The sequence below is a fragment of the Sedimentibacter sp. MB35-C1 genome (assembly GCF_030913635.1).
Lineage (GTDB): Bacteria > Bacillota > Clostridia > Tissierellales > Sedimentibacteraceae > Sedimentibacter.
The window spans coordinates 359334-384451 of record NZ_CP133188.1 but is presented as its reverse complement, the minus strand read 5'-3'; the positions used below and the strand labels follow the sequence as shown (position 1 = coordinate 384451).

The 25118-nt window shown below is 34.7% G+C and carries 29 protein-coding genes and 1 pseudogene; 15 read left to right on the top strand and 15 right to left on the bottom strand.

The features are described 5' to 3' along the window. The first annotated feature begins 229 nt into the window (after positions 1–229). Both RBQ61_RS01840 and RBQ61_RS01835 read left to right on the top strand, forming a co-directional pair. Entirely contained in the window at positions 230–1069 is an 840-nt protein-coding gene (locus tag RBQ61_RS01840) for a potassium channel family protein (RefSeq protein WP_308138837.1), read from the top strand. A gap of 90 nt (positions 1070–1159) precedes the next feature. Beyond that, a complete protein-coding gene (locus tag RBQ61_RS01835) occupies positions 1160–2161 on the top strand; it encodes a zinc-dependent alcohol dehydrogenase family protein (protein WP_308138836.1) in 1002 nt (333 codons plus the stop codon). A 63-nt stretch (positions 2162–2224) separates the two neighbouring features. On the opposite strand, the gene RBQ61_RS01830 is transcribed toward RBQ61_RS01835, so the two are convergent. Both RBQ61_RS01830 and RBQ61_RS01825 read right to left on the bottom strand, forming a co-directional pair. Beyond that, positions 2225–2695, bottom strand: a complete 471-nt coding sequence (locus RBQ61_RS01830) for an HAD family hydrolase (protein ID WP_308138835.1) — start codon at positions 2693–2695, stop codon at positions 2225–2227. Positions 2696–2922: 227 nt separating this feature from the next. Continuing rightward, complete coding sequence (locus RBQ61_RS01825; RefSeq protein ID WP_308138834.1) at positions 2923–3201, bottom strand: hypothetical protein; 279 nt, start codon at positions 3199–3201, stop codon at positions 2923–2925. A 329-nt stretch (positions 3202–3530) separates the two neighbouring features. On the opposite strand from RBQ61_RS01825, the gene RBQ61_RS01820 reads away from it, so the two are divergent. The 5 genes from RBQ61_RS01820 to RBQ61_RS01800 all read left to right on the top strand — a co-directional run bounded on the left by RBQ61_RS01820 (position 3531) and on the right by RBQ61_RS01800 (position 8167). Further along, positions 3531–4187 (top strand): Bax inhibitor-1/YccA family protein, encoded by a 657-nt coding sequence (locus tag RBQ61_RS01820; RefSeq protein ID WP_308138833.1) that lies wholly within the window; start codon positions 3531–3533, stop codon positions 4185–4187. 197 nt (positions 4188–4384) lie between these two features. Further along, positions 4385–5419: a molybdopterin-binding protein gene (locus RBQ61_RS01815; protein ID WP_308138832.1), complete on the top strand. Its 1035-nt coding sequence runs from the start codon at positions 4385–4387 to the stop codon at positions 5417–5419. A gap of 160 nt (positions 5420–5579) precedes the next feature. After that, positions 5580–6416, top strand: a complete 837-nt coding sequence (gene modA, locus RBQ61_RS01810) for a molybdate ABC transporter substrate-binding protein (RefSeq protein ID WP_308138831.1) — start codon at positions 5580–5582, stop codon at positions 6414–6416. A 9-nt stretch (positions 6417–6425) separates the two neighbouring features. Then, positions 6426–7112, top strand: a complete 687-nt coding sequence (gene modB / locus RBQ61_RS01805; RefSeq protein WP_213925864.1) for a molybdate ABC transporter permease subunit — start codon at positions 6426–6428, stop codon at positions 7110–7112. Beyond that, on the top strand, positions 7109–8167 hold the full coding sequence (locus RBQ61_RS01800; protein ID WP_308138830.1) for a sulfate/molybdate ABC transporter ATP-binding protein: 1059 nt from the start codon (positions 7109–7111) through the stop codon (positions 8165–8167). Before modB ends, RBQ61_RS01800 begins: the two co-directional genes overlap by 4 nt. A gap of 32 nt (positions 8168–8199) precedes the next feature. Here the strand turns inward: RBQ61_RS01800 and RBQ61_RS01795 are convergent, their stop codons facing one another. Next, positions 8200–8544, bottom strand: coding sequence for a winged helix-turn-helix domain-containing protein (locus tag RBQ61_RS01795; RefSeq protein WP_308138829.1), 345 nt, complete (start codon positions 8542–8544; stop codon positions 8200–8202). 301 nt (positions 8545–8845) lie between these two features. Between RBQ61_RS01795 and RBQ61_RS01790 the strand changes: the two genes are divergently transcribed. Then, the gene (locus tag RBQ61_RS01790; RefSeq protein WP_308138828.1) at positions 8846–9718 is read left to right on the top strand and encodes a hypothetical protein; all 873 of its coding nucleotides are present in this window, start codon (positions 8846–8848) and stop codon (positions 9716–9718) included. 50 nt (positions 9719–9768) lie between these two features. Here RBQ61_RS01790 and RBQ61_RS01785 read toward each other — a convergent pair. The 4 genes and pseudogenes from RBQ61_RS01785 to RBQ61_RS01770 form a co-directional block, all read right to left on the bottom strand. Continuing rightward, positions 9769–10583, bottom strand: a pseudogene (locus RBQ61_RS01785) (transposase). A gap of 168 nt (positions 10584–10751) precedes the next feature. Further along, positions 10752–11423, bottom strand: a complete 672-nt coding sequence (locus RBQ61_RS01780) for a hypothetical protein (RefSeq protein WP_308138827.1) — start codon at positions 11421–11423, stop codon at positions 10752–10754. Between the two features lie 99 nt (positions 11424–11522). Continuing rightward, positions 11523–11750, bottom strand: coding sequence for a BhlA/UviB family holin-like peptide (locus RBQ61_RS01775; RefSeq protein WP_308138826.1), 228 nt, complete (start codon positions 11748–11750; stop codon positions 11523–11525). Further along, entirely contained in the window at positions 11731–12291 is a 561-nt protein-coding gene (locus RBQ61_RS01770) for a hypothetical protein (protein WP_308138825.1), read from the bottom strand. Before RBQ61_RS01770 ends, RBQ61_RS01775 begins: the two co-directional genes overlap by 20 nt. 533 nt (positions 12292–12824) lie before the next feature. Between RBQ61_RS01770 and RBQ61_RS01765 the strand changes: the two genes are divergently transcribed. Together RBQ61_RS01765 and RBQ61_RS01760 are read left to right on the top strand one after the other, a co-directional pair. Further along, positions 12825–13166 carry a hypothetical protein gene (locus tag RBQ61_RS01765; protein ID WP_308138824.1) on the top strand — a complete coding sequence of 114 codons (342 nt, stop codon included), beginning with the start codon at positions 12825–12827 and terminating at the stop codon, positions 13164–13166. Positions 13167–13253: 87 nt separating this feature from the next. Next, the gene (locus RBQ61_RS01760; protein WP_308138823.1) at positions 13254–13895 is read left to right on the top strand and encodes a hypothetical protein; all 642 of its coding nucleotides are present in this window, start codon (positions 13254–13256) and stop codon (positions 13893–13895) included. 495 nt (positions 13896–14390) lie between these two features. Here the strand turns inward: RBQ61_RS01760 and RBQ61_RS01755 are convergent, their stop codons facing one another. Both RBQ61_RS01755 and RBQ61_RS01750 read right to left on the bottom strand, forming a co-directional pair. After that, entirely contained in the window at positions 14391–14567 is a 177-nt protein-coding gene (locus RBQ61_RS01755; RefSeq protein WP_308138822.1) for a hypothetical protein, read from the bottom strand. A gap of 156 nt (positions 14568–14723) precedes the next feature. After that, on the bottom strand, positions 14724–15119 hold the full coding sequence (locus RBQ61_RS01750; protein ID WP_308138821.1) for a hypothetical protein: 396 nt from the start codon (positions 15117–15119) through the stop codon (positions 14724–14726). Between the two features lie 398 nt (positions 15120–15517). Here RBQ61_RS01750 and RBQ61_RS01745 point away from each other — a divergent pair, with 398 nt between their 5' ends. Then, positions 15518–15895, top strand: a complete 378-nt coding sequence (locus RBQ61_RS01745) for a hypothetical protein (RefSeq protein WP_308138820.1) — start codon at positions 15518–15520, stop codon at positions 15893–15895. A gap of 212 nt (positions 15896–16107) precedes the next feature. Further along, the gene (locus RBQ61_RS01740) at positions 16108–17001 is read left to right on the top strand and encodes an MBL fold metallo-hydrolase (protein WP_308138819.1); all 894 of its coding nucleotides are present in this window, start codon (positions 16108–16110) and stop codon (positions 16999–17001) included. A gap of 105 nt (positions 17002–17106) precedes the next feature. Here RBQ61_RS01740 and nudC read toward each other — a convergent pair whose 3' ends face one another. Then, positions 17107–17949, bottom strand: coding sequence for an NAD(+) diphosphatase (nudC, locus tag RBQ61_RS01735; protein WP_308138818.1), 843 nt, complete (start codon positions 17947–17949; stop codon positions 17107–17109). A gap of 247 nt (positions 17950–18196) precedes the next feature. Between nudC and RBQ61_RS01730 the strand changes: the two genes are divergently transcribed. The 3 genes from RBQ61_RS01730 (at position 18197) to RBQ61_RS01720 (ending at position 20695) form a co-directional block, all read left to right on the top strand. Beyond that, positions 18197–19021 (top strand): HAD family hydrolase, encoded by an 825-nt coding sequence (locus RBQ61_RS01730; protein ID WP_308138817.1) that lies wholly within the window; start codon positions 18197–18199, stop codon positions 19019–19021. 54 nt (positions 19022–19075) lie between these two features. Beyond that, positions 19076–19402, top strand: coding sequence for a DUF1904 family protein (locus RBQ61_RS01725; RefSeq protein WP_308138816.1), 327 nt, complete (start codon positions 19076–19078; stop codon positions 19400–19402). A gap of 84 nt (positions 19403–19486) precedes the next feature. After that, entirely contained in the window at positions 19487–20695 is a 1209-nt protein-coding gene (locus tag RBQ61_RS01720; protein WP_308138815.1) for a MalY/PatB family protein, read from the top strand. A 73-nt stretch (positions 20696–20768) separates the two neighbouring features. On the opposite strand, the gene RBQ61_RS01715 is transcribed toward RBQ61_RS01720, so the two are convergent. The 5 genes from RBQ61_RS01715 to RBQ61_RS01695 are packed head-to-tail and all read right to left on the bottom strand — an operon-like array spanning position 20769 to position 24645. After that, positions 20769–21857, bottom strand: a complete 1089-nt coding sequence (locus RBQ61_RS01715) for an NADH:ubiquinone reductase (Na(+)-transporting) subunit F (RefSeq protein ID WP_308138814.1) — start codon at positions 21855–21857, stop codon at positions 20769–20771. A gap of 9 nt (positions 21858–21866) precedes the next feature. Next, positions 21867–22457: an NADH:ubiquinone reductase (Na(+)-transporting) subunit E gene (locus RBQ61_RS01710; protein WP_308138813.1), complete on the bottom strand. Its 591-nt coding sequence runs from the start codon at positions 22455–22457 to the stop codon at positions 21867–21869. Next, the gene (locus tag RBQ61_RS01705; protein WP_213925872.1) at positions 22454–23080 is read right to left on the bottom strand and encodes an NADH:ubiquinone reductase (Na(+)-transporting) subunit D; all 627 of its coding nucleotides are present in this window, start codon (positions 23078–23080) and stop codon (positions 22454–22456) included. The genes RBQ61_RS01710 and RBQ61_RS01705 overlap by 4 nt, the downstream gene beginning before the upstream one ends. Then, on the bottom strand, positions 23081–23683 hold the full coding sequence (locus RBQ61_RS01700; RefSeq protein WP_308138812.1) for an FMN-binding protein: 603 nt from the start codon (positions 23681–23683) through the stop codon (positions 23081–23083). Beyond that, complete coding sequence (locus tag RBQ61_RS01695) at positions 23680–24645, bottom strand: RnfABCDGE type electron transport complex subunit D (RefSeq protein ID WP_308138811.1); 966 nt, start codon at positions 24643–24645, stop codon at positions 23680–23682. The genes RBQ61_RS01700 and RBQ61_RS01695 overlap by 4 nt, the downstream gene beginning before the upstream one ends. Between the last annotated feature and the right edge of the window lie 473 nt (positions 24646–25118).

The window sequence follows — 25118 nt, the reverse complement described above, 5'->3', positions numbered from 1 at the left end:
AAAACTGTTGAGGATTTATTTCATATATTATATTTATTATATCATAGCAGTTCTTCTATAACAACTGTTAAGGAAATCGGTATTAACAAGGGAGAGAATGGCGCAATTTACCGTTACAAGTTCAGATAAAGTGGAGAAATTAATTGAAGGCATTTGTTTTCAGGCTCGGGCTGAATATTAAAAAGTTAAGTGCTTAGAATAAATATATAATTTTCAATCGGAGAGATGAATGAACTTAAAATATCCAAAAAAATCAGGACTTAGATGGTCTAGTAAAATAAGAAACAAGCATTTCGGGCTCGTGTTTCTGGAGTTATTTCTTTATTATCTTACGGTAAATTTAGTGTTTTCAGCAGCATATTTTGCATTTGGATCACTAAAAAATGCGGCGAGTTTTATAGATTATGTGTATTTTTCTTTTGTAACATCTCTGTCCATAGGCTATGGAGACGTGGTTCCTCTAAATACAGCAGGCAAGCTGCTTGTAATAATTCAATCTTCCATAACGGCCGTGTACTTTGCTTTGATGGTATCCGTGCTGTCAGTAAAAATGTTTTATCCGAGAGATCTTGTAAAATTTTCTAAAAAGATAATATATAACCCAAGTACGGATATGCTGATAATCAGGGTTATAAACACAAGCCGGGAAGCCCTTGTAAATCCCGATATAAGAATCAGCATTACGGAACATAATACGGGATGCAACAGTGCCGGCATGTTCGATATCCCTATAGATTACAGGCTTACATATTTGGGAAAATACGATTTTTCATATACATTTAAAAACAGCCACAAGAATTTAAATGTTATGAATGAGGCAGAGCTTGCCAAAAAATATAACAAGTCTTCAAATACTGTAAAAAGCAGATTTAGAATAAATGTATCGTTGACGGGTAGCTACGGATTCAGTCAAACTGCAATTTACAAAAAATATTATGCCGAAGACATACATTTAGGGAAAGCCTTCAAGCCTATTACCTACAACAAAGAGTTTTGCGGTATAAAGGGTAACGTCAGATACAATAAAGCAAAAGATTTTTGGACTGATTTCGAAGACACGGAAGATTAAATAAAAATTGGGAAATATATAATATTTTTTTGTTTATTAAAAATATTTTGGCTATAGGAACTATATAATAATTAAAAAGGGAGTGATGCTATGAAAGCAATGGTAATAAACAAATTTGGCGGACCCAAAGTATTTGAGCTTATGGACATTCCAAAGCCGGAGATAAAACCGGGATATGTCCTGGTCAAAATAGCGGCTAGCAGCCTTAATCCATTTGAGATTAAACTAAGATCCGGATTATTGCCTGAGATTACGCCGCCATTTCCAGCCGTGCTAAATTCTGATTTTTCAGGAGTTGTTGAGAAGGTTGGGGAAAACGTTGAAGTACTGAAACCCGGAGATGAAGTATTTGGGTTTGTGGGCGGAATGATGAACGAATGCGGAGCACTTGCAGAATACGCCCTGGTTGATGAAGAGCTCCTGTGTCTGAAGCCGGCTAATATTGATTTTAAAACGGCTGCGCTGTATCCTTTAGTTGGTATCTCTGCATACAGAGCCATTATGGAAAACTCACATATTAAATCCGGAGACAAAGTGCTGATTCACGGAGCTGCCGGAGGTGTGGGACATATTGCACTGCAATTTGCAAAATTGTTAAAAGCTGATGTTTATGCAACGGTATCAAACGATGAAAAGGCAGAAATAGCAGAGCACCTGGGAGCGAATCATGTAATTAACTACAGGACTACCGATGTAGATGATTATGTAAATATGTACACTGAAGGAAAAGGTTTTGACGTTGTATTTGATACGATCGGTACCACAAACTTGATAAACAGTTTTAAAGCTGTGAAAACAGAAGGACTTGTACTTACAACAAATTCAAGGGTTGAACTTGACATGACACTCATTCACCATAAGTCTATTTCATTCAAAACTATATACATGGTGCTACCGATTCTGACAAATACAAACCGCAATGAAATGGGAAATATACTGTATGAAATTAAAAAGCTTATAGAAGCTGGGAATTTAACTATATACAGGGACAAAAACGAATTTAAGTTTTCTGAAATTACGAAGGCACATGAATATTACGAAGAGGGGAAAACCACCGCTAAAATTTCTCTGATAAATGACCTGAAAACGTAAGAGGTGCTTTGTTTAACGCAAAAAAATCAAAGGCTGTTTCCGTACAGGCGCAGCCTTTGCATATTATCCCCTCAATGTAGCAATGAGAGCAGTTGTATTCAATAACAGGTCTATCCCGTCTTCAATTGATTTAACCAGAATATCAGCTTCGGCAAGCAATTTTGCACACATACCCTCTGATTCTAGGACAGCAATTGCAAGAGAAGATTTTTTAAACATTTTTATATCGTTGTTGCCGTTTCCAAAGCATACAGTTTTATCTTTTCCTAATTCCTCAACTATCTCAGCTTTAAAGTCTCCGCAGTTGTTTTTAGGAAAAGTCTTTAAAGTTAAACCGAGATCCCTGCATTCTTCGGAAGCCGATCCGTATGTGTCGGCAGTAAGCACATATACATTTGCCGAGCTGCACAGTCTGGATATTTTATCTTTTATATTATCAGTAACTTTTCCGTTTGCAGCAATTGTTCCGTTGTAGTCAAACACAATATTTTCTATTGAATAAGCTTTTCCGCCCGGTACTGTTATTTCTATCATATATTCACCTCTCTTAGTTATTCATATATATTATATATTCCTGACTGCGTAAATCAACAGGATTATTAAATATTTTACTGGGAGTTCCTGTTTTAATTACGCTTCCTTCTTCTATAAATACGACCATAACAAAAGAGCATCATTGAGATGCTCATAGACTTGTAAAAAAATAGCTTGTTACTTTGTTCAGGTGGCTAATTCTCATGTGTGTTCAAACATGTATATGTTTAATCTGTTTTAACCTCCATTATTTTTCTTTTAAGTTCTTCGATTTCTTTTTGAGAAGACATAATTTTATTGCAGATTTCTGCTACGGGGCTGTCTGGGTTATCCTTTTCTTTTTCAAATACATATCTGCCTAAATCCAGAAAATATTTGTTTATTTGCTTCTCTTCTGCGGATATAGCCTGATTAAGTTTTGTAGTTTCAGCAAAGTCCTTTGCTTTTTCAGTAGCGGTATCTGCCACCTCGCCGATTTTCTTTCCCAACTTATCTAAAAATGCCATAGTGTCTCCTTTCCATAAATGAATTTTATTAATTTATACCAACTAAAATCTATTTTTAAACAGTGAAATAAATGAACAGCATATAAAAATTTCAACTGCACTCCAGTATATTCTATATTAGAAATTCCGATTTAAAATAATTGCAAATTTTTTAAGATTAGTTAAGGATTACTGTAATAAATTATATTAAGGAAAAAAATCGGAATAATAAATTATATGCAGAAAATATCAAAATAAGAATTAAGATAACCATGCGCAAACCAGGAATTTTGTATCAGTATTACGGTGGATTTGAGCGGTGGTTATTATAATAGCGGAGGAGGATAACCTTGGAGAGATATTATTATGATGAACCTTATAAAAGAGGACTAATAAGCTTGGTGTTAAAAGAGTTTTTTGTGCTGCTGCTGATATGTACCATAGGAATGGTATTCGGTATGATGTTTGTACCGCCGCAATTTGCATTTCTTGCAGGAATAGGATCAATAATAGTGCTGATTGTCGCAGCTGTAACAAGGCGAAGAGAAAACAGATCTCTGTCGAGAGTGAACAGCTATTCTGTGGCGTTTTTACTTGGAATAAGTACATTTCCTACGATATTGTACTACGTGTCTGCCATGGGTTCAATGATGGTTCTTGTGTCATTGGGAATAACAACAACTATATTTGGCGGACTGGCGTTATATTCGTCGCAATCTAAAAGAGACTTTTCATTTCTTGGAGGAACATTATACGCAGGTTTGATTGCGCTGATTTTAATAGGAATAGTAGGGATATTCCTGAAATCAGAAGTGTATAATCTGGCTATAGCCTGGCTTGGAATATTAATATTCAGCGGATATGTGCTTTATGACCTTTCGATAATTAAAAACAATCCCTTTACGGAGGAGGATGTTCCGGGGCTGGCTTTAAATTTATTTCTTGATTTTATAAATATATTTATTTATGTTTTAAGAATAGTTTCAAGGTTCAGCAGCAGGGATTAAAACACTAAAAATGCAGATTAGTTGACTTTTTATTTATTAACATGAAACCCGCTTTTAGCGGGCTTTTTTTAGTTTGACAAAAATTTAATTTACAATAGCTATAATTTAGTATATAATAACATTAGTCGTTATTTTTAACAAAATATAACGAGAGCTGATTATGATATTTAATAGAGATGCATCAACGGGAGGAGCAAATGAAACAAATCAAGACAGTTGACGCAGTAGGGCATGTACTGTGTCATGATATTACGCAAATAATTAAAGATGTTAAAAAAGATGCAGTTTTTAAAAAGGGACATGTTATAAAAGAGGAAGACATACCTGTATTGCTTTCTGTCGGAAAAGAAAATTTGTACGTATGGGAAAAGCAGGAAGGTATTCTCCATGAAAACGAAGCTGCGGAAATACTTTACGGAATCTGCAAAAATGAATATATGAAACCGTCTCCTGTCAAGGAAGGTAAAATAGAGGTAATCGCCGATGCTGATGGATTGTTTAAACTGGATACTGAAAGGCTTTACAAGGTAAACAGTTTAGGAGAAATGATGATTGCAACAAGACACGGCAACACAACGGTGAAAAAAGGAGATAAGCTTGCAGGAACAAGGATAATTCCATTGGTTATTGAGGAAGAAAAAATGAAGGCAGCGCAGGAAATCGGCGCAGGAAAACCTATTATGGAAATAATTCCGTTCAAGCACAAAAAAGTCGGAATAGTTACAACAGGAAGCGAAGTTTTCCACGGAAGGATAAAAGATACCTTTGGTCCTGTAATAAAAGGGAAATTCAGCGAATTTGACACTGAAATTTTGGGACAAACAATTGTTGATGACAATAAAGAGGGAATTACGTCAGCAGTGATGGAATATATAGAAAAAGGTGCCGATATTGTTGTCTGTACAGGGGGTATGAGCGTCGATCCTGACGACTGTACGCCTGGTGCGATTAAAGATACCGGTGCGGAAATCATTACCTACGGTGCACCTGTGCTTCCGGGAGCAATGCTTTTAGTATCTTACTACGATTATAACGGTAAAAAAGTTCCTGTACTGGGACTTCCGGGATGCGTTATGTATGCAAAGCGAACTATATTTGATTTAATACTTCCGAGAATAATGGCTGATGACCCTATAAAAAAATCTGATATAGACAGGCTTGGCCAGGGAGGACTTTGTCTGAATTGTAAGATATGCACATATCCAAATTGCGGATTTGGAAAGGGACTCTAATGACTTTGTCTTAAGTATAATACTGCTGAGAAGTTCGTTCTGTAAAACTTAGAAATGCAGGCGGACTTTTCAGCAGTTTGAAGTATCTTAGTAGATGCTTTACATAGCGTTATATTTATAAAAATCTAACGAAAATAATTATTAAAGGGAGAAAAGAAAAATGAAAAAAATTTTAAGTTTACTTTTGGTTCTATGTATGGTATTTTCATTAGCAGGATGTGCTGAAAAAGCAGCTCCTGAAGATGAAGCAGCAAAATCAGAAGAACCGGCACAGGAAAATACTGAAAATGAAGCAAAAGAGCCTGAGACAACAATGTTACTTGCTGCCGCTGCAAGCTTGAAAAATTGTGTTGATAAGGAATTACTGCCTTTGTTTATGGAACAGAATCCAACTATTAAGGTAAATGCAACTTATGACAGCTCAGGAAAGCTTCAGGCACAGATAGAAGAAGGAGCTGACGCAGATGTATTTATGTCAGCGGCTATGAAACAGATGAACGCTCTGGATGAAAAAGGTCTAATTGCGGACGATTCAACAGTACAGCTTCTCCAAAACAAGATAGTTCTTATTGTGCCGGAAGGAAGCAACAAAGAAATGAGTACGTTTGAGGATATACTTAAGGCTGATACTATAGCAGTTGGAGATCCTGAAAGTGTTCCTGCAGGACAATATGCAAAAGAAGCATTAGATAATCTGGGAATATGGGATCAGGTTTCTGCTAAGGCAAGTTTGGGAACAAATGTAACTGAAGTTCTGAACTGGGTTGCAGAAGGAAGCGCAGATGCCGGTGTGGTATATGCAACTGATGCCGCAAGCAAGGACAACGTGGTTGTTGTTGCGGAAGCACCGGAAGGAAGTGTGTCAAAAATAGTTTATCCTGTTGGTATGGTTAAAGCTTCTAAAAATCAAGATGCTGCAAAATTATTTATAGAATTTCTTCAGAGTGAGGATGCATCAAAAATATTTGAAAAGTATGGTTTCACACCTAACAAATAGGAGATAAACATGGAATTATCACCGATATTGATATCAATGAAAACCGCATCAGTAGCAATAATCATTACTTTTTTTCTGGGGCTTGTTGTTGCAAGATGGGTTGTAAGTATTAAATCCGAAAAAATAAAAATGATTATAGACGGCATACTGACATTGCCGCTGGTATTGCCTCCAACGGTAATGGGTTTTTTCATTCTGCTGGTATTTGGTGTAAAAAGACCGATAGGTAGGTTCTTACTGGAATTTTTAAGTGTAAAAATAGTTTTTTCGTGGGCAGCCACTGTAATAGCGGCTGTCATAGTTTCATTTCCGCTTATGTACCGTTCTGCAAGAGGAGCATTTGAGCAGGTTGATCAGGAGCTTATCTCTGCGGGAAGGACATTGGGAATGACTGAACGCAAAATTTTTTGGACGGTTGTTATGCCGATTGCACTTCCGGGAGTTGCTTCCGGAGGAGTGCTGGCATTTGCCAGAGGGCTGGGAGAATTCGGCGCTACGGCCATGGTGGCAGGAAACATAGCAAACATAACCAGAACGCTTCCGCTGGCAATATATGCGGAGGTTGCTGCAGGGAATATGGACGAGGCTATGAAATATGTATTTGTCGTGCTCATAATATCATTTGTGGTTATAGTATTGATGAACTATTTCACTTTTAGGGGAAGAAAATATTTAAACAAGGATAATGTCAAATGAGCTTAAAAGTAGATATAAAGAAAAAATTTAAAGGATTTCATTTGGAGCTGTCATTTGAAACGGATAAAGAGTATCTTGGATTATTGGGCGCCTCTGGAAGCGGGAAAAGCATGACGCTGAAATGCATAGCGGGAATAGAGACGCCTGACGAAGGTATCATTGAGCTTAACGGCAGGGTTTTATTTGATTCCGAAAAAAAAATAAACTTGAAGCCTCAGGAAAGAAATATAGGATATTTGTTTCAAAACTATGCTCTTTTCCCAAATATGACTGTGGAAGAAAATATAGGAATAGGGCTTAAAATTTCCAAAAAAGAAAAGAAGGCTGCTGTTGAAGATATGCTCAACACCTTTCAGCTTCAAGGGCTGGAGAATAAGTATCCCTCACAGTTGTCAGGAGGGCAGCAGCAAAGAGTAGCTCTGGCAAGGTGCATTGCATATAATCCAGAAGTAATTATGTTGGATGAGCCATTTTCTGCCCTGGATGCGCATTTAAAATCACAGATTCAGACAGATATACTCGAGCTTCTGAAGCTATACAAGGGTGAAGTTTTAATTGTGACTCACAGCATGGAGGAAGCATATAAGTTCTGCAAGAATCTTGTAATAGTCGAGGACGGTAAAGCTGTTCTTTTTGGCGATGCAAAGGAAATATTCAAAAATCCGGAGCTTGCTTCAGTGGCAAGGCTTACAGGCTGTAAGAATATTTCGCGCTGCAGATTATTAACACCTAATAAGGTTTATGCTGAAGAATGGGGCATTGAAGTCAAGTTGAACAAAAGCGTCGATGATGTGAATTTTCTGGGAATACAATCATACAGCTTTGAGATGTCAGATAGTGATTCCTTTAAAAACGAAAGCAATATTATTGAATGCAAGATAATAGATATTATAGAAAAAATTCAAGGATATACAATTATTTTTGAGAATAAAAACAACATCAAGTCTGAAGAACACATATATTTTAATGTCAATAAAGAAAAATGGAACAGCAGAAAAGACAAAGAAAACCTGTTCCTAAGAGTTCAGGAAGATTCAGTGCTTCTGCTGAAATAAATGCTGAAGCCGAAAAGTTTACAGTTTAAAAACTACAGATATTTCTCGAAATATGTATCGAACATTTCTTCCGAAGTGCGTTCCAGCTCTTGGCTGAACTGTTCGTAGATATTTAGAAACTCACTGCATTCAGGTGTTAACGTAGAGCCCCCGCCGTTAGCACCTCCTATTTTTCTGTCCAGAAGTTTAAAACCAAGAGCATTCTCGGTTCCGTTAATCATTTTGTATGCCTTGGAATAAGAAAGATTCATGCTTTTAGCGGCGGCATTCAGAGATTCGTATTTTTCTGTAAGTCTCAATAAGTCTAAGACACCCGGTCCGAAGAATACGCCGTCCTTTGCCAGGCGTATTTTTAAAGAACAATTAAATTTATTCATTTTTATACCTCTGTAATATGCAATTATATAACAATTATATTATATCACAACATGTTCTGTATTAATAAACTTTTTGTAAAATTATCGACACTCCCACGAAACATTCTTTAATTTCTTAAAGATCGCTGTTTTATAAAGGAATTGACAAATGATTCTTCTTTATCTAGTTTTTCTTCCTGCACAAATAAAAAAATTACAAATAATGTTAAAATAAATGTATAATAAAAAAAGGGAAATATGATAGGAGGATATATTTATTATGAGGGGACTGTATAAATTTTTTTTAGTGATATTAATTTTTATGGCAGTTATACTGCAAAGATACTATTTCGAAAACAATAATTTAAAAACAAAAATTATAGAGACAGAAAACAAGTACCAAGATCTAAAGATAAAGAAAATCAACGAGAATTTTTCTAAGGCTACCATAACTGAAATGTCATTGATACGTGAGACATTTAACTGGATGTTTTCCGAAGATGTAAACAGTATAATTTTAGAAAATTATACTGGAAAAACAATAAATTTAAAAGAAAAGTCTCTTTTAAACGAGCAAATATTAGAAGGAATGTATCTAGAAAACAACTTAATTATGCCAAAAAATATAATTGCTATTAAAATACATAACAGTAACAGGTTTTACTATAAGTTGAAATATAACTTTAAGGACACTAGCAACGAAATTTTCATTTTTGATGATGGAACTATAAAATATAATGAGAATTATTACGAATCGCCACTTTTATTAAGCATATCTCAATCACTAATGCCTATTACAGAAAATGTCGAGAAAAATACTAACGGAGCATTGCAAATGATGTTCAATTCATCTTTGGCTACTAATCTATCCTCAGAAACAGGTAAATTAAAAGAAGTGATGTTATTTAATTTATGGGATAACGCAGTAAGATTAAGAGCATCAGCACATTTTATTAATAAAAATATGGTTAAAACAAAAGATATAATATTTGAGACTAGCGATATGAATGTTCTTAAGTCAACAGGATACTGCGAAGGCAAGTCAGTAGATATGTATATTTATACTAAAAACGGCGGAGAGCTAGACCACATAAAGTTAAAATATTATGATACCGAAGAGGTATATAAGCTGAAAGAAGAATTAAAAACGGACCAAAAAATTTTGCATTTTAATAATATATGGACTGCAGATTAAACAAAATAAAAAACCTCAATAGGGGATATCAGCTTGACGACAAAAGGCATTTAGAACGCAAATTCTAAATGCCCTTTTAAATTAATGACGAAATAATGCTTTATATTGAAAATGAAGCTCCAAAAATGAGAATAGATAGGCTTTAAGAGCCCATATTTTTTCTTCTTATTTACTAATTTCTTTAAATTATGATAAACTAATGTAGGCTCGACTTTTATTTCCATCAGGTGTTTACCGTTGTAATTTGTATATCTTAATCCGTAATTTTCCTTGGCATTTGCGAAAAGTCTTTCCATGGTTTCTTTTCTTAAATCATAGATTTTCTTCATACCATTTGTATGGCGTATATCTTCACAAGTCTCAATGTATTCTTCCCAGACGTGTCAAATACCAACTTTACATGTTCCTTGCTGTTTGTGCATTTACTTAGATATGGACAATTTTTACATATGTAGCATTTGCTTTTGTATTCATCTAATATTTTGGTAAATATCTGTTCAAACAAATCCGTACCCTTGAACCTTCTTGAGTAGTTCTTTCCGAATGTGCTAAAATGCGGTACAGGGTCGTACATTGTTAATCTGAGAAACCATCTGTACGCTACGGTTACCTCTATATCCTTAACCGTTTGACGCATGCTTTTTATTCCATACAAATATTGTATGAGTACTATTTTTATCAGTATGATTGGATCCAGGCTGGGCTTGCCTTTTTCTTCAGAGTATTTTTCTTTAACTAAATCATAGATAAATGAAAAATCTATTGCTCTTTCAATGTCTCTTAGAAGATGATTATGTGGAACAATTTCATCCATCGACATCATTTGTACCTGTTCTCGTTTTTTATCAGTTTCTTTGCTCATCATGGTAAACACAGCTCTAATTTTCTTGTTTTTATTTTACCATAAAATTACTTGAAAGCATATATTTTTCAACAATTTTTGAATATCTTTAACGCAACAAAGTCGTAAGATTTTATTCTAATCTTACGACTTTGTTTACAGTCGGGATCCCCTAAATAGGGGATTTTTTATTTATACTAGGCTTGCAAGACTTGACAATAAAATTGTTCTTACATAAATATCTTTTAATGCATAACCGTAATCATATGTGTCATTCCATGTTTGAGATGAACCATCCAAGTCTTGATTTTCATCACCTATGGTGATATAACCTGCATTAACCCCATCTTGTCCTCCAGGTTTTGTTGTTGTTTCTGAGTGATAGTAATTTATTTGAATTACACGTCCATCACTTCCTTTAATAACATTAGAAATGACCATAACATGTCCTGTTAAACCGATAGTACAGCCAGTAACTATGTCCTTGGCTTTTGTTTTAACAGTTCCGTTTTCAGATGATGTCATATTTGATGATGAAACCCCACTAGAATAAGAAGCACCAAATTGGTCCATGACAGCTCCATCAGAAGCTTCGTTAAGAACATAATAAGCGAAGCCGGAACAATCTACACCATAATTGCTCTTATTTGAATTTATAATGGATTGTATCTCGTCTGCTGTTTTTAATCCTCCAGTGGAAGTAAATACGGCAGGAGTACCCAATAATGCATTTTTTATTTGAGCAGGTGTTTTTTTCCCACCATAATAATATGGGACTTTTAACTCTCTAGTAACAGTATTGTAAGTAAGTTTCAAGGGTGTGTACTCTCTTATTTTTGACATTAATGTTGTTTGAAATGACATTTTTAATTCCTCCTAAAATTTATTGTACCAAGATTTAAATTTCCTAGGTTAATTTAAACTTTCATTAATAAGAAACAATTTTAATTTAAAAATGTAAACCTATTTATTAAAAATATTATTTTTAATTTCGCTAATATCAGATTTTATATCTTCTACAATATTTAATTTATCACTTAACATTGTAATTATATTTTGATAATTTTTCTCTCTCTCTTCCTGTCTTGTATCTCTTTTTTCCTGTGCTTTTAAAATATAAAAAATTAAAGAAATAGATAAAACTGCCCATATTCCTTGAGTTGCTGCAACTTCAAACAATTTTTCTTCCATATAATTCATCGCCTGCCTTTAGTATTTCTATTTTCAATAATGCAAATGCTTTCTTTTTTTGTTTATAAATAGCTTGTCTTGAAATGCGTAAAATTTGAGATAATTCAATATCAGAATAACCATAGTAAAATTTTCCTAATATTATTTTTTTTTGTATAGTACTTAAATTTTTTATTAAACTAAAAAGATTTGTTAGTTCAAGACTTGAATAGCAATCATAACAAACAAATTCAGTCTCGTAAGTAGAGATATCAATTTTTTTTCTAATATTGGTTTTTAAAATATTTATATATTTGCTATTAAATGCGGAGTAAATGTAATTAACTATTTCACCATCACCTCTATTTTTAAATTTATTAAGATCAATATTTTTAATAAATTCTAATAAAAAAATGGTTAAATCGCTTTCGGCTTCTTCTTCATAATTTAATTTTCTTCCAAATTTCTTTATCATTGGCAGAAACTTGTGATACAAATAAATTATATATTCTTCATTATTTTTTTGTGATAATTTAAAGTACTCGTATAAACTTCTTTTCATTAGTTATCCCCCCTAATAAATAAGAACAAAATTCGCAAGTAAAATGTTAACCGTTTTTTAAAATTTAAACGAACAAAAATTCGATACAATATATAAATCGACATTCACACGAAAAACTTAAAACAATAAAATCTGTTATCGGGGAAAGCAAAGCCTAACCCGAAAGGGTACGCTCCAAGAGAAAAAAGGACTTGCTAAAATGAAAAAGAAAAGTGTAATTTAAAAAAAACGAATCTTGGCAACTAAAGAAAAAATGAGATACACAAAAAACAACTTACTACAGTTCATAAAGAACAGTATCAGAGCTGGCACAAATAAAATCGAGTTACAAATAACGAGTGAATATATTATGAGTATAAAAGGCACTTAATTTATAAAATTCAAAATGTAATTTAAACAACACGATTTATAGAAAAATGACATCAATTTATAACAACCTGTCTGATTATAGAACCGACTTTATTTTGCTATTAACAAAAATATAACATATAATAAAAATAACCATTAACAATAATTGCCAAAGGGAAATTTAGATGATTATAAATATAACTTTAGAACTAAAAAAGCATATTTTTATAAGTGCAGTAATTATTTTTGTATTAGCAAATTCTATACTTTTAGCAGGGTGCAGTAACGTAGAGTCTAATTCAGATTTAGAATATTATAAAAGTGAAAATGAAGAGTTAAAATTAAAAATTACAGAATTAAAAGAGAGCATAAAAAACTATAATAGCAACAAAAATATGTTAAATAACAATCTAGAAGAAACAAATATAGAGATAAGTAAAATATTACATGTTAAGGAAATCGGTGAAATATACTATATAGTCTTAATGTTTAATAGCAATGATGTTAACGATGTTCAATTATGGTAGTATGCAGAAAATTCTTCTGCCAGGATATTAGCGGAAGGGATAGATATAAATATTGAAGTCAGGGATCAATATCTATATTACAGTGTATTGAAGAATGTAAGAAATGATGAATATGTAAAAGAAGTTTTGAAAATTGATAGCGAACATAATAAAAGCGTGATTTATAAAGGCAAAAATGTTGAAATTAGTTCAAGTCCAGATGGAGAACATTTTATCATTATTGAAAACCCGGGAAATTATATAGAACCAGATGATATGGATTCAAAGAATGTAAGAAACCTGAAAATACTTGACAGACAAGATAATATAGTTTATGACGAGATTATAAAATCTAATTTGCAAACAGAGCTAGAACCTTTAGGATGGAATAATTCTAAGTTTTGGGCTACATTTAATTACGCAGGAGGGCGGCCGGAGTTCTTGGTGTTGGATACTGAAAAATTGCAATATGAAGTAATAGAAAACAATGCTGACTATTTTAAATCTGAATTGAATATAAGAACTGGATGGATTTGCTATAGCGATTTTCCACAATTTCGGGATATTGATGCTTACAATGATTTTTTAGAAAGCACCAAAGAAGTTAATTTATTTTTGTATAATGTTTTTACCAATAAAAAAATAAAAATTGCAACATCTATTGCTAAAACATTTGGCCCAAAATGGATAGATGATTACACATCGAGTATAGCGACCCGAAAAATAATGAAAGAATATCATATAACATAAATTAAATAAAATACATGTAAAATGAAATTCTCTAATTTATTAAATGATCGCTGTTTTATTGAGTACAAATAATGCTGCTTTATTTAGTTATTTTTCCTACACAAAAAAATAATAAATTACTTTAGTTTGGAATAGAATAAAAAATCAAGAATTAGAGAAGATACAGAATTGTAAGAAAGCCATGCTAAGAAAATCAATAAAACTAGTATTAAAGCAGTTCCTATTTTAAAGCCTTTATACCTAAAAGAACAAGAGCAAATTGTTATTCCTATAAAAAGCAAAAGGAGGAGAATAGAGAATGTAATAAGTTCTATTGTTTTTTCTGAATTTATTTTCATCAAGATATGAAGAAGCATTGACATATTTTATACCTCTTTAAAATTAAAAATATAATAGAAAACTCTTAAAACATTATATCATACAAAAATGTAAAATAATAGAAAAATAGAAAGATGCATTTTGCTCCTATTTACTACTTACTACGATTTGTTAAATTTAAACTGTTTCAACCACAAGATGGGCTAGATTGTGGGACCCACAGACCACCATTTTTTTAGTATACTTATATTTCGCCATGATGGCAAGCTGCCTTCCTGATGCTAACGGAGCAATAGCTTCTAGATAATCAATAATTTGAGTTTTGCATTTTGTCTTAAATGAGCTAAGAATCATATTGATTACAGCTCCGCATAGCGAAGTAAAAAATGTAAACCTTATACTTAATACATACCGAGCAAAAGTTCCTTTAATTAACAAAAGTTTGTTAGAGGATTAAAAAAAGAGCTACTGCAATCTAGTATTTTGGCTGCAGTAGCTCCTTTATATTTTTTAATAATCTGTATAATGTCTTGTGAAAGTAGGCATTCCAGTTTGAATCCAACCACCGTCAGAGCCGTGAACAACATATTTAAAATTCTGTGCTACATCATAATATATTACTGGATAAGAACCAAGCATAGCATCTAACGCATCTTCATAAGCATCCTGTAAATCAGCGTTATATTGAGCAATTTTGCCGTTTCCATAATTTAGAACCTCTAATAAAATTGCCGTAGCCACAGCAAGGGGTGATTTTGCAAATGCAACAAATGCGGCACATACAGAAGTGATTCCAATAAATTCATTAGTGGCATCTACTGCATCTTCTGCTGCATTTCTCATTTTCTTAATTCCAGCTTGATACATCATAGTTGTAACTGTTTTTGTATCTCCACTACTAGGCATATTTTTGTCTCCTTTCTTTTATACTTTATAAGGCAAACTTTTAATTCCCGGGTCAATTTTGTCTTACACTATATAAAAACAACTTTCTTGAATTAAATGTAAACCTATTTTTGTAATTTTTTTAGTCTTTTGCCTGCACTAGACATACATACTGGATTATAACTCTTGTCGATCTTTGAATATTGGAAGTATAAAATGTCTTGACAGCCGATGCATTATGTGTAATCATATTGTTATATTTTAGGTAATTATTGGTAGAATGGCATTTTGTGCAAATTATTAAATTTACTAAGGATTTTTTTATTTGTAAAATCACTAAATTTAAAAACTTTCATAATTTATATAAGTGTTTGTAATTCCAGACATTTTAAATTATAAATAGGGGGGTAGAAAATATCGTGTTTAAGAAAAAAAAATTGCTTTTTATTTTAGTAATAATTATTATTTCTCTATGTATTTTATTTCAAAGATACCAGTATAGTATTATAGTTATGACCTCTGGAGGAGCAATAAGGACTGAAGAAAAAATAATGTATGGTGAAGAAGTAATAGAGAAGAAAGAACAGATCAGATATCTAATGGAAATTTTCAATGATAATCAAAAACTTAGAGATATTCGTAGAGAATATTCTAGAATAACAGATACAATGATTCCCGTTGAAGGGAAAGTTGCTTTTGACTATGCAATTGTTAAGCAGCAATATATTGTAGATAAAAAACTTGGCTGGATACCAATTGGATTGCCTGAAATCAAAATATTCGAAAAAAATGATTAGGATTAATAGGCTGATGGAAAAAAGCGAAATGAATTTTATTGAAGTTTTGACATATTTAGTAACTTTATTAAAAATATAATAGAAAACTCTTAAAACATTATATCATACAAAAAATTACTACGATTTCTTAAATGATCGCTGTTTTACAGATGAATGAATTGACAAATGTAGTATAATTAATATCAGCGAGAAAATTTGAATCGGAGAATAAAATGGAAATAATACATGTAAAGGGCGGAACGTACTGCATAGATTTGGAAGAGGCTTATGTACCGTTCTATAAAATAAATGACAGAGATATTGTTTTGATGGATACAGGATATATAGATGACAGAGATAGATTGGAATCGGTGATTGAAAAGCATGATTTTAATTTAAAAGGTATCATTACCAGCCACTGCCATCCGGACCATATTGCAAATAATCAATATTTTAAGGAAAAATACAACTGCATAATAGCCGCACCTGAGTTTGAGGCGCATCTATGCAGCTCATTTATAAATCTTAAGAGCTTGTGCAGCTTAATTACGCTTGCTGAAATTAAAGAGCAATACTGGTACATGTTTTTTGAGACAGATGTATATATATCGGACAAGCAAGAGAGTATAAACTTTTGTGGAGTCGATTTTAAAATAATGCATATTCCGGGACACAGTTCTGCTCAAATATGTATAATTACTCCGGATAATGTAGGTTATGTGGCAGATGCGTTGGTAAGCTATGAATTGATAGAATACACTAAAATTACCTACGGCTACATATTGACTGAGGATTTGAAGAGCAAGCTCAAGCTGCTGGATCTAAAATGCGACAAATACGTAGTTGCTCACAAAGGTATTTATGACGAAATAACGAATCTGACGGCAGATAACATAGAATTCTATAAGCGCAGGGCAGAAAAAATTTATGAGGGTATTAAAGGCAGAATGACAATGGAGGAGATTACTAAGGCCGCTTCGTCCAGTTTTGGCATAAAGCTGAGCAATATATACAAGTATGACTTGGTTTCAAGGATGATTGGGTCATACGTAGATTACCTTGATGAAACAGGAAAAATAAGAGCCGTCATTGACGACGGTTTTCGAAAATATGAAAGAAACGAATAGTGCAACGTTGTAGTGTAAGTTTATTTAAGCCTCAGGCTGCTGCTTCGTCAGCAGACAGTCAATATTCAATTGCGAATGTTGACTGCCTTTTATATTGCAAACTGTTTACAATTCAATAGTGCCTGTCCTGAATGCTTCCATCATTTCTCCGGTGAGGCTTATTTTTAAATCCGCCGGAGGGATGTCTTTTCTGTCAAGCCATTCTCCGACAGCAAGCTCATTTTTATCAAGTGTAATAGTGTCATCACCGTCAAGTTCTGCATAAAATCCTGAAAGGAGAGTATCAGTAAACGGCCATGGCTGGCTTTTATAGAACTTCAGGTTTTTAACCTTTAAACCTACTTCCTCCTGAACTTCCCTGTGAACGGTCTGTTCCAGACTTTCACCTATTTCGGCAAAGCCTGCAATCAATGCATATCTGCTGTAGCTGCGTCCTGCATACTTAGTGAGCAAAAGCTTGCTTCCGTTGTGCACGGCTACTATGACGCATGGAGAAATAGTAGGGTATGTATGAAATCCGCAGGATTCGCAATAAAGCATTCTTTCCATGTCTGATTTTTTAGTAGGATTGCCGCATTTGCTGCAGAATCGGTGGTTGGTATACCAACGGTTAAGTTGGCGTCCCACAGCGCCGGCAAATGAACGCCAGTACTTTGTTTCAGTTCTGAATTTATTTGTGCTTACATAGACCCAACCATCGACCGAATCCAGGCCCTTTTCATCTACCATGAAATAGTTGATATTGTCAATATTAAAAAGAAACTGTGACTTGTCTGCCAGATGTGGAAATTCTTTTTCATAATCAGAAAAAGAAGGATACCACAGCTTGTCTTTGTCCTCTCTGACAAGTACCATATCTTCGTCGTAGGAGAGAAACAAATATTGTGGCTCAGCCTTTTTATTTTTATAATTATTGTAAAAAACTTTTGGAGCTATATCCTGAATCATAATGTACCTCGTTAATTTATGTATATTGCCATTATAGCACAGTTAGTCAATATGTTTGTTATTTATTAAATTTAATTGTTAAATTTTTATGAATATTGAAGAAATATGATATGTTTGGTAAAATATATATAACAGTTTATAATAGACGTTACTTATGAGATAAAATTCAACAAAATGGTGTTTTAGAGTTATTTTTGTTACAATTCTTCCACGCATATAACTAGAATGAAAGGAGTCTTTTCACTGTATGAACAAAAAGCCGATTATTGCAATAATGTACGATTTTGATAAAACATTATCTCCAAAAGATATGCAGGAGTATGGCTTTATAAGCGGTCTTGGTATGAATTCTGAGGAATTTTGGGAAAAAAGCAGGATGAACATGGTTAATCACAACATGGATCAAATACTTGCATACATGCTTACAATACTGCAGGAAGCTGAGGGCAGAATGCTTCTGACAAGAGAGGTTTTCAATGAGCTGGGCAGAGATGTTAAGCTATTTGACGGTCTCGATACATGGTTTAAACGTGTTAATGAATACGGCAGGAGTCTGGGAGTTGTTGTAGAGCATTATATTATTTCCTCCGGATTGAAGGAGATAATTCAGGGAACAGAAATTGCCCGTGAATTTAAGGAAATATATGCTGCTGAATATTGCTACAATGAAAAAAATATACCCATATGGCCGGCAATGGCCGTAAACTACACCAGCAAGACTCAATTTTTGTTCAGAATAAACAAGGGAGTGCTTGATGTAACAGAGCACAAGGGATTAAACGAATCAACACCTGAGGAGAAAAAAAGAGTTCCTTTCAGAAACATGGTATATGTAGGAGACGGTCTGACGGATGTTCCTTGCATGAAACTGGTAAAAAGCAACGGAGGACATTCCATAGCGGTATATTCCCAAGAGAAAAATGTGGCTGACAGTTTAATGGCGCAGGGCAGGGTGGATTTTGCCGTGCCCGCGGACTATTCAAAAAACAGTCAAATTGAAAAAATTATTTTTGCAATACTGGACCAGGTAAGGGCAGTCCACAGGACTATACAGCTTCAGAAAAAGAAGTGAAAATAGAAAGCGGTTTAAAACAATATTAAAAAATATATTTAAAGGAGATATAAAATGCCAGCATTAAAACTAAATGCTATAGATGCAAAAAGAGCATTAACAATAAGTAAAGGGTTGATAGATGAGCTTCAAGAACTGCTTCAGTGCCCTAGAGACTATTTCAGCATAGAGGTTCCTCAGTCCAAGTATATAATGGACGGAAAATTTGTAGGAGGACCGCATATGGTGGAAGTTTATTGGTTTGACAGAGGCCAGGAGGTGCAGGATAAGGCTGCGGCAATAATTACTAAGCACATGAGTACAATAGGATATAAAAGTTTGGATATAATTTTTCATATGCTTGAAAAAAATAAATATTACGAGAACGGGGAACATTTCTAGAGCTTACTCAGTGTTTTTAATTTAGTAATTAACAGCAGATTCAATTGAAGCAACAGCAATATAAAAAGGAAGGGAAGGATTATTATGAAGTATGATTTTACCAGCATTATTGACAGACAGGGAAAGGACGCTATAGCTGTCGATTTGGCACATGGATTAGGCCCTGGACTGCCAAAGGAAGGATTCGATGTAATACCGATGTGGGTTGCAGATATGAATTTTCCTGCACTCCCTGCAATTCAGGAAGCAATAATTGAGCGTGTAAAACATCCGATGTTTGGATATTTTCTGCCGAGGCAGGAATATTTTGATTCAATTATTAATTGGCAGGAAAAACGAAACGGTGTAACCGGATTAGAGGCAAAGCACATAGGATATGAGAACGGAGTTCTTGGATGTGTTATGTCTGCCATCGATTCATTTTCTGCGCCGGGAGATTATGTGCTGCTTCATTCGCCTACATATATAGGATTTACTAAAACTTTGGAAAACAGCGGCCGAAGAATTATTCATTCAGATCTTGTACAGGATGAAGAAGGCGTATGGCGCATGGATTACGAGGACATGGAAGCTAAAATTAAGGCTTACAAGATTCATGCGGCAATATTCTGCTCACCACACAATCCATGCGGTCGGGTATGGGAACGTAAAGAAATCGAGATGGCAATGGAAATTTACAAAAGAAATGACTGCATAGTTATTTCCGATGAAATATGGAGTGATATTACACTTTACGGCAACAAGCATATTCCTACACAAAGTGTGAGCGAGGATGCAAAAAACCGTACTATTGCCGTGTATGCTCCGAGCAAGACATTTAACCTCGCCGGTCTGATAGGCGCATATCATATAATATACAGCAATTATCTTCGTGACCGGGTAAGATCACAGAGCGGCAAATCACACTACAACAGTATGAATGTTCTTTCGATGCATGCACTTATTGGAGCGTACAAACCTGAAGGGCATGAATGGGTTGAAGAACTGAGGGAAGTAATAGCTGAAAATGTTGATTATGCATACAAACATATAGTTGATAATTATAAGGGAGTTAAGCTGTTTAAGCCTCAGGGAACATATATGCTTTACCTTGAATGCGAGGAATGGTGCAGTGAGCATAACATGACATTGGACGAGCTTTACAAGGCCGGAACAGATGTTGGAGTAAGCTGGCAGGACGGACGTCCTTTTAACCACTCGTGCACATTGCGAATGAACCTGGCTCTGCCAAAATCACGAGTAATTGAAGCGTTTGATCGCCTTGATAAATATGTTTTTAATGTAAATAAATAGACTTCATATAAAGAAAAACCCCTGTTGCTAATCTGGCTTCAGGGGTTTTGTACTCAGAGACTACTGACGCAAATCAGAATTTATCGTAATAAATTTTCTCTGATGGTATATCCTTGAGAAGCAGAGCCTGAACTATTGAGTCAATCATTGCAGGACTTCCGCACAGATATGCAGAATAATTTTCGCCCTTCTCTATATATTTGTCAATGGCTGCAGGAACACGTCCTTTCTCACCATGCCACTCTTCGGATTCTTCTCGAGAAAGTGTAGGAACAAATTTAAAGTCATTAAGCTTTTCCTCAAAACCCTTAATTTTATCCAGCAGGAACAAATCCTTCATAGTCCTTGCTCCAAAGAAAAACAGTACTTTTCTGTTAATGTTATTGTCCGCCATAAACTGAAGAATTGACATAATCGGAGCCATGCCTGTTCCTGCTCCGGCAAGTATAATAGGTCCATCGTCCTCATGGTAATAAAAATCACCGTAAGGTCCGTTCACATGCACGTCATCACCTTCCTTCAGGTGGTGGTGTACATATGTTGTTGCAATTCCTCCGGTATAGCCTATCAGCAGTTCTACGGCATGCTTGTCGGTTACGGACGATGCTATTGAATAAGCTCTGTAAACCTCTTCGTCGTTACCCTCGTATGCAGGAGCTTTTAACTGAATATACTGTCCAGGTTTAAAGCTTATTTCTTCATTGCCAAAATTAAATCTCAGCAGTTTTATGGTAGGTGTAAGCTGTTCAGTTCTTTCAACAACCGCAGAATATTCCCTTACATTGAAAAGTTCTTCAGGTATGCTGATTTTTATATTCTGTTTTACCTTGCATTGGCAGGACAATCTTACGCTATCTTCAAGCTCTTCCTTTGTCAGCAAAGGCTTTTCAGTTGCAAGCACAGGGCCTCCGCCTTCGATAACTTTGACCTTGCAGTATCCGCAGGAGCCTTTTCCACCGCATGCGGACGGAATAAAAATTCTTTCTGAACGCAGAGTGTCTAAAAGACTGCTGCCTCCATTGACAACATACTCCTTATCATCATTTATGGTAAGCACTACTTCGCCGTAATTTCCTATTGTTCTGCTGGATATTGTAAGCAGTGCGGCAAGCACAGCGGTAATACAGCTTACAACAATTATAGTGGTTATTATTGTATTCATAGCCGCCTCCTACTGTATTTGTACCATGCCGCTGAAGCCGATAAATGCAAGCGCCATAATTCCTGTAATAACTAAAGTTATAGGCGTTCCTCTAAGGCCTTCGGGTATGGATTTTTCATTCAGTTTTGATCTTATTCCTGCCATAGCTGTTATTGCAAGAGCCCAGCCTAATCCCGAGCCGATTGAATACCCAACTGTCTGCATGAAATCATAGCTTCTTGTAACCATAAACAGTGATACACCAAGTATGGCGCAGTTAACGGTTATAAGCGGAAGAAATATTCCAAGGGAATAATACAGTGTTGGCAGATAACGTTCCAGAACCATTTCAAGGAGCTGGACAAAAGCAGCAATAACAAGGATAAATATTATATACATCAAATATTCCAAATTAAAAGGAACAAGGATTGTCCAATAAACCATGTAGTTTAAAATTGTAGTTGCGGTCATAACCATTGTTACGGAAATTCCAAGGCCTATGGCGGTAGGTATTTCTTTTGATACAGCTATGAATGAACACATTCCCAAGAAGTTTGAGAAAATCATGTTGCTGGTAAATATCGCTGCAAAAAATATTAATATAGGGTTAACTTCTATCATCTTTTCTCAACTCCTTTTCTTTCAAGCTTAAGCCTTCTGTTGTTTGCTGCCCACATAACACCTGCAAGTATGAAAAATGCCGACGGAGGCATTACCATCAGTGTCCATCTGGTTATAGTATCCGGAAGTATTTGCATTCCAAATACTGTGCCGAATCCCAAGGATTCACGCACAAATGAAATTATCATAAGAACTGCAGTATATCCAAGACCGGAAGCAAGCCCGTCCATAAAAGACAACATCGGAGGGTTTGACTGTGCAAAGCCTTCTGCCCTTCCCATAATTATGCAGTTGGTTATAATAAGGCCTACATATGGGCCCAATGCTTTACTCATTTCAGGCATAAGCGCCTTTAAAGAAATATCGACTATTATAACATAGGACGATATAATCAACACCTGAACCATCATACGTATGTGCTTTGGTGTATATTTTTTTAATATAGAAACCGTCAGGCACGAAAAAGCTGTTACCAATGTCAGTGCAATTCCCATTATCAGCGAGTTCATCATCAGATTTGTAACCGCCAGGGCTGAACAAATGCCTATTACCTGAACAAGTATTGGGTTTTCGGTAAGTATTCCCTTTTTAAATATCTTTCTTATTTCAGATTTTTTAGCCAATTATTTCACCCCCTGCATTTCTAAAAAATTATAGAGATCTTCGTTTACGAGTTTAACAACGGCTGCAGAGGTCAGTGTGGCACCTGTAATTGCATCAACATTACTTCCTTCCTTGGGAGAAGATATAATGTAATTTCCATCGGTTACGCCTTGGATTGAAATATTTCTGAACTGATTCTTATAGTCATACTCAGATATTCGACCTCCAAGTCCCGGAGTTTCAGACTGTGTAACAAACTCTATACCTATAATTTTGCTAAAGTCCTTGTTCAATCCTACATATCCGGATATTGTTCCCCAGAGTCCTGGACCATTAACAGGAACCGCATAGGCTGTTTCTGTATTGTTTTCAATCAGTGCATACACGGTAGTATCACCGATCTGTTTCTGTCTTATTTTCTCATCAAATACTTTCTTAATTTCATGTGCGTCATCATTTTCAGGCAAAACATCAAATATGTAAAGAATTTTCTGCCTCAGTTCACTTTCCTGATTAAAAGCAATGGTATCAGCAAGTATATGGTTAAAAGATGCCAGCACGGCAATAAACACAATTGTTATAACAACCATATAAATAATTGGATAGAAGAAGGAATTTTTCATGACAGTACCTCCAATTTTCTTTTTTTCCTGGCTGAATAGTCCTTAACGAAATAATCCATAATCGGAGCAAAAGTATTACCCATCAATATGGCAAACATCATTCCTCCGTTAAATAGAGAGAGAGACCGTATCAGCAGTGTAACCGAGCCTATAATTATCCCGTAAATCCACTTAGCCGTCTTAGTTTTCGGAGCACTTATGGGATCCGTAGCCATGAATACAGTACCGAACAGGAATCCTCCCATCATTATACCGTACAAAGGATTTATTACAGGGACACCAAAAAAATAAAGCACTGCACTTGCGGCAACATAACCCACAGTAGTTGCAGTCATTATCTCCCATGAAGCAACTTTTTTATAAATCAGGTATATGCCTGCCAGAATTATCAAGATTTTTGATGTTTCACCTATTGCGCCGGGTATGTTTCCGATTAAAAGTGATTGGAAATCCAAAAGCTTTGCCGTATTATTGAAAAGTATCATCGGAGTTGCTTCCGATACAGCATCTATTCCCGTTGTAAGGTATGTCCCAAATCCTCCCGGAAAAGAAGAAGCCGCTTGATTCCAAGAAATCGTAAGTGCTTCCGGAAAGTTAACATAGACAAAAACTCTTCCCACAATTGCCGGATTAAAAACATTTTTTCCAAAACCACCAAAAAAAAGCTTGCCGAATAAAAGGCCGAATACTATTCCCATCACAGCAATCCAGACAGGTATAGAAGCCGGCAAAGTCAATGTATACAGCACACATGAGACAAATACTGCCTCAGATGCTTTTTTTCCATAATGCTTTTCCCATAAATATTCCGTAATGACCCCTGCTGCAGTAACTGCCGCCAGCAGGGTAATAACCCTGAGTCCAAACAGATACACGGAAAAAACAGCAATCGGTATTAGAGAAAACAACACTTTTCGCATCATTTTCTGATTAGTAAAATTGCTTTTTAAAAATTGATTCAATATTGCACCTCCATTTATTACACAACTTACATTACTACTTTATACCACAGTTGTGAAATGTCAAAACATTTATATAGTAAGATTAAAATATTTTACATGGAGGTAAAAAAGAAACTTGAGTTCATTTGAAAAAAGGTGGGATGTAAAAGAAAGGCTTGTTTCAACATAAATATTAATTATTATGCATATATATTTATAAACTTTCGTCCTCTAATTGAAAATATGAAACTATGTAATTTCAATGAAAAATGATATTGTAAATTTTGAAAATTATTAAATTTTGCTTCTCGTGTATGTAAAGTGATAGTTTTTGATATTTTATTTTTCAAATTTTTGTATAATATTACATACGCCTTGCCGCAGCTTTATCCTGCGCAGTTATATTATGTCCGTATAATATTTTTGTTACAGAATTCCTGCTACCGGGGGAGAAAGCATAATTTGCGGATGGAGTTAATGATAGTATGGGGAGG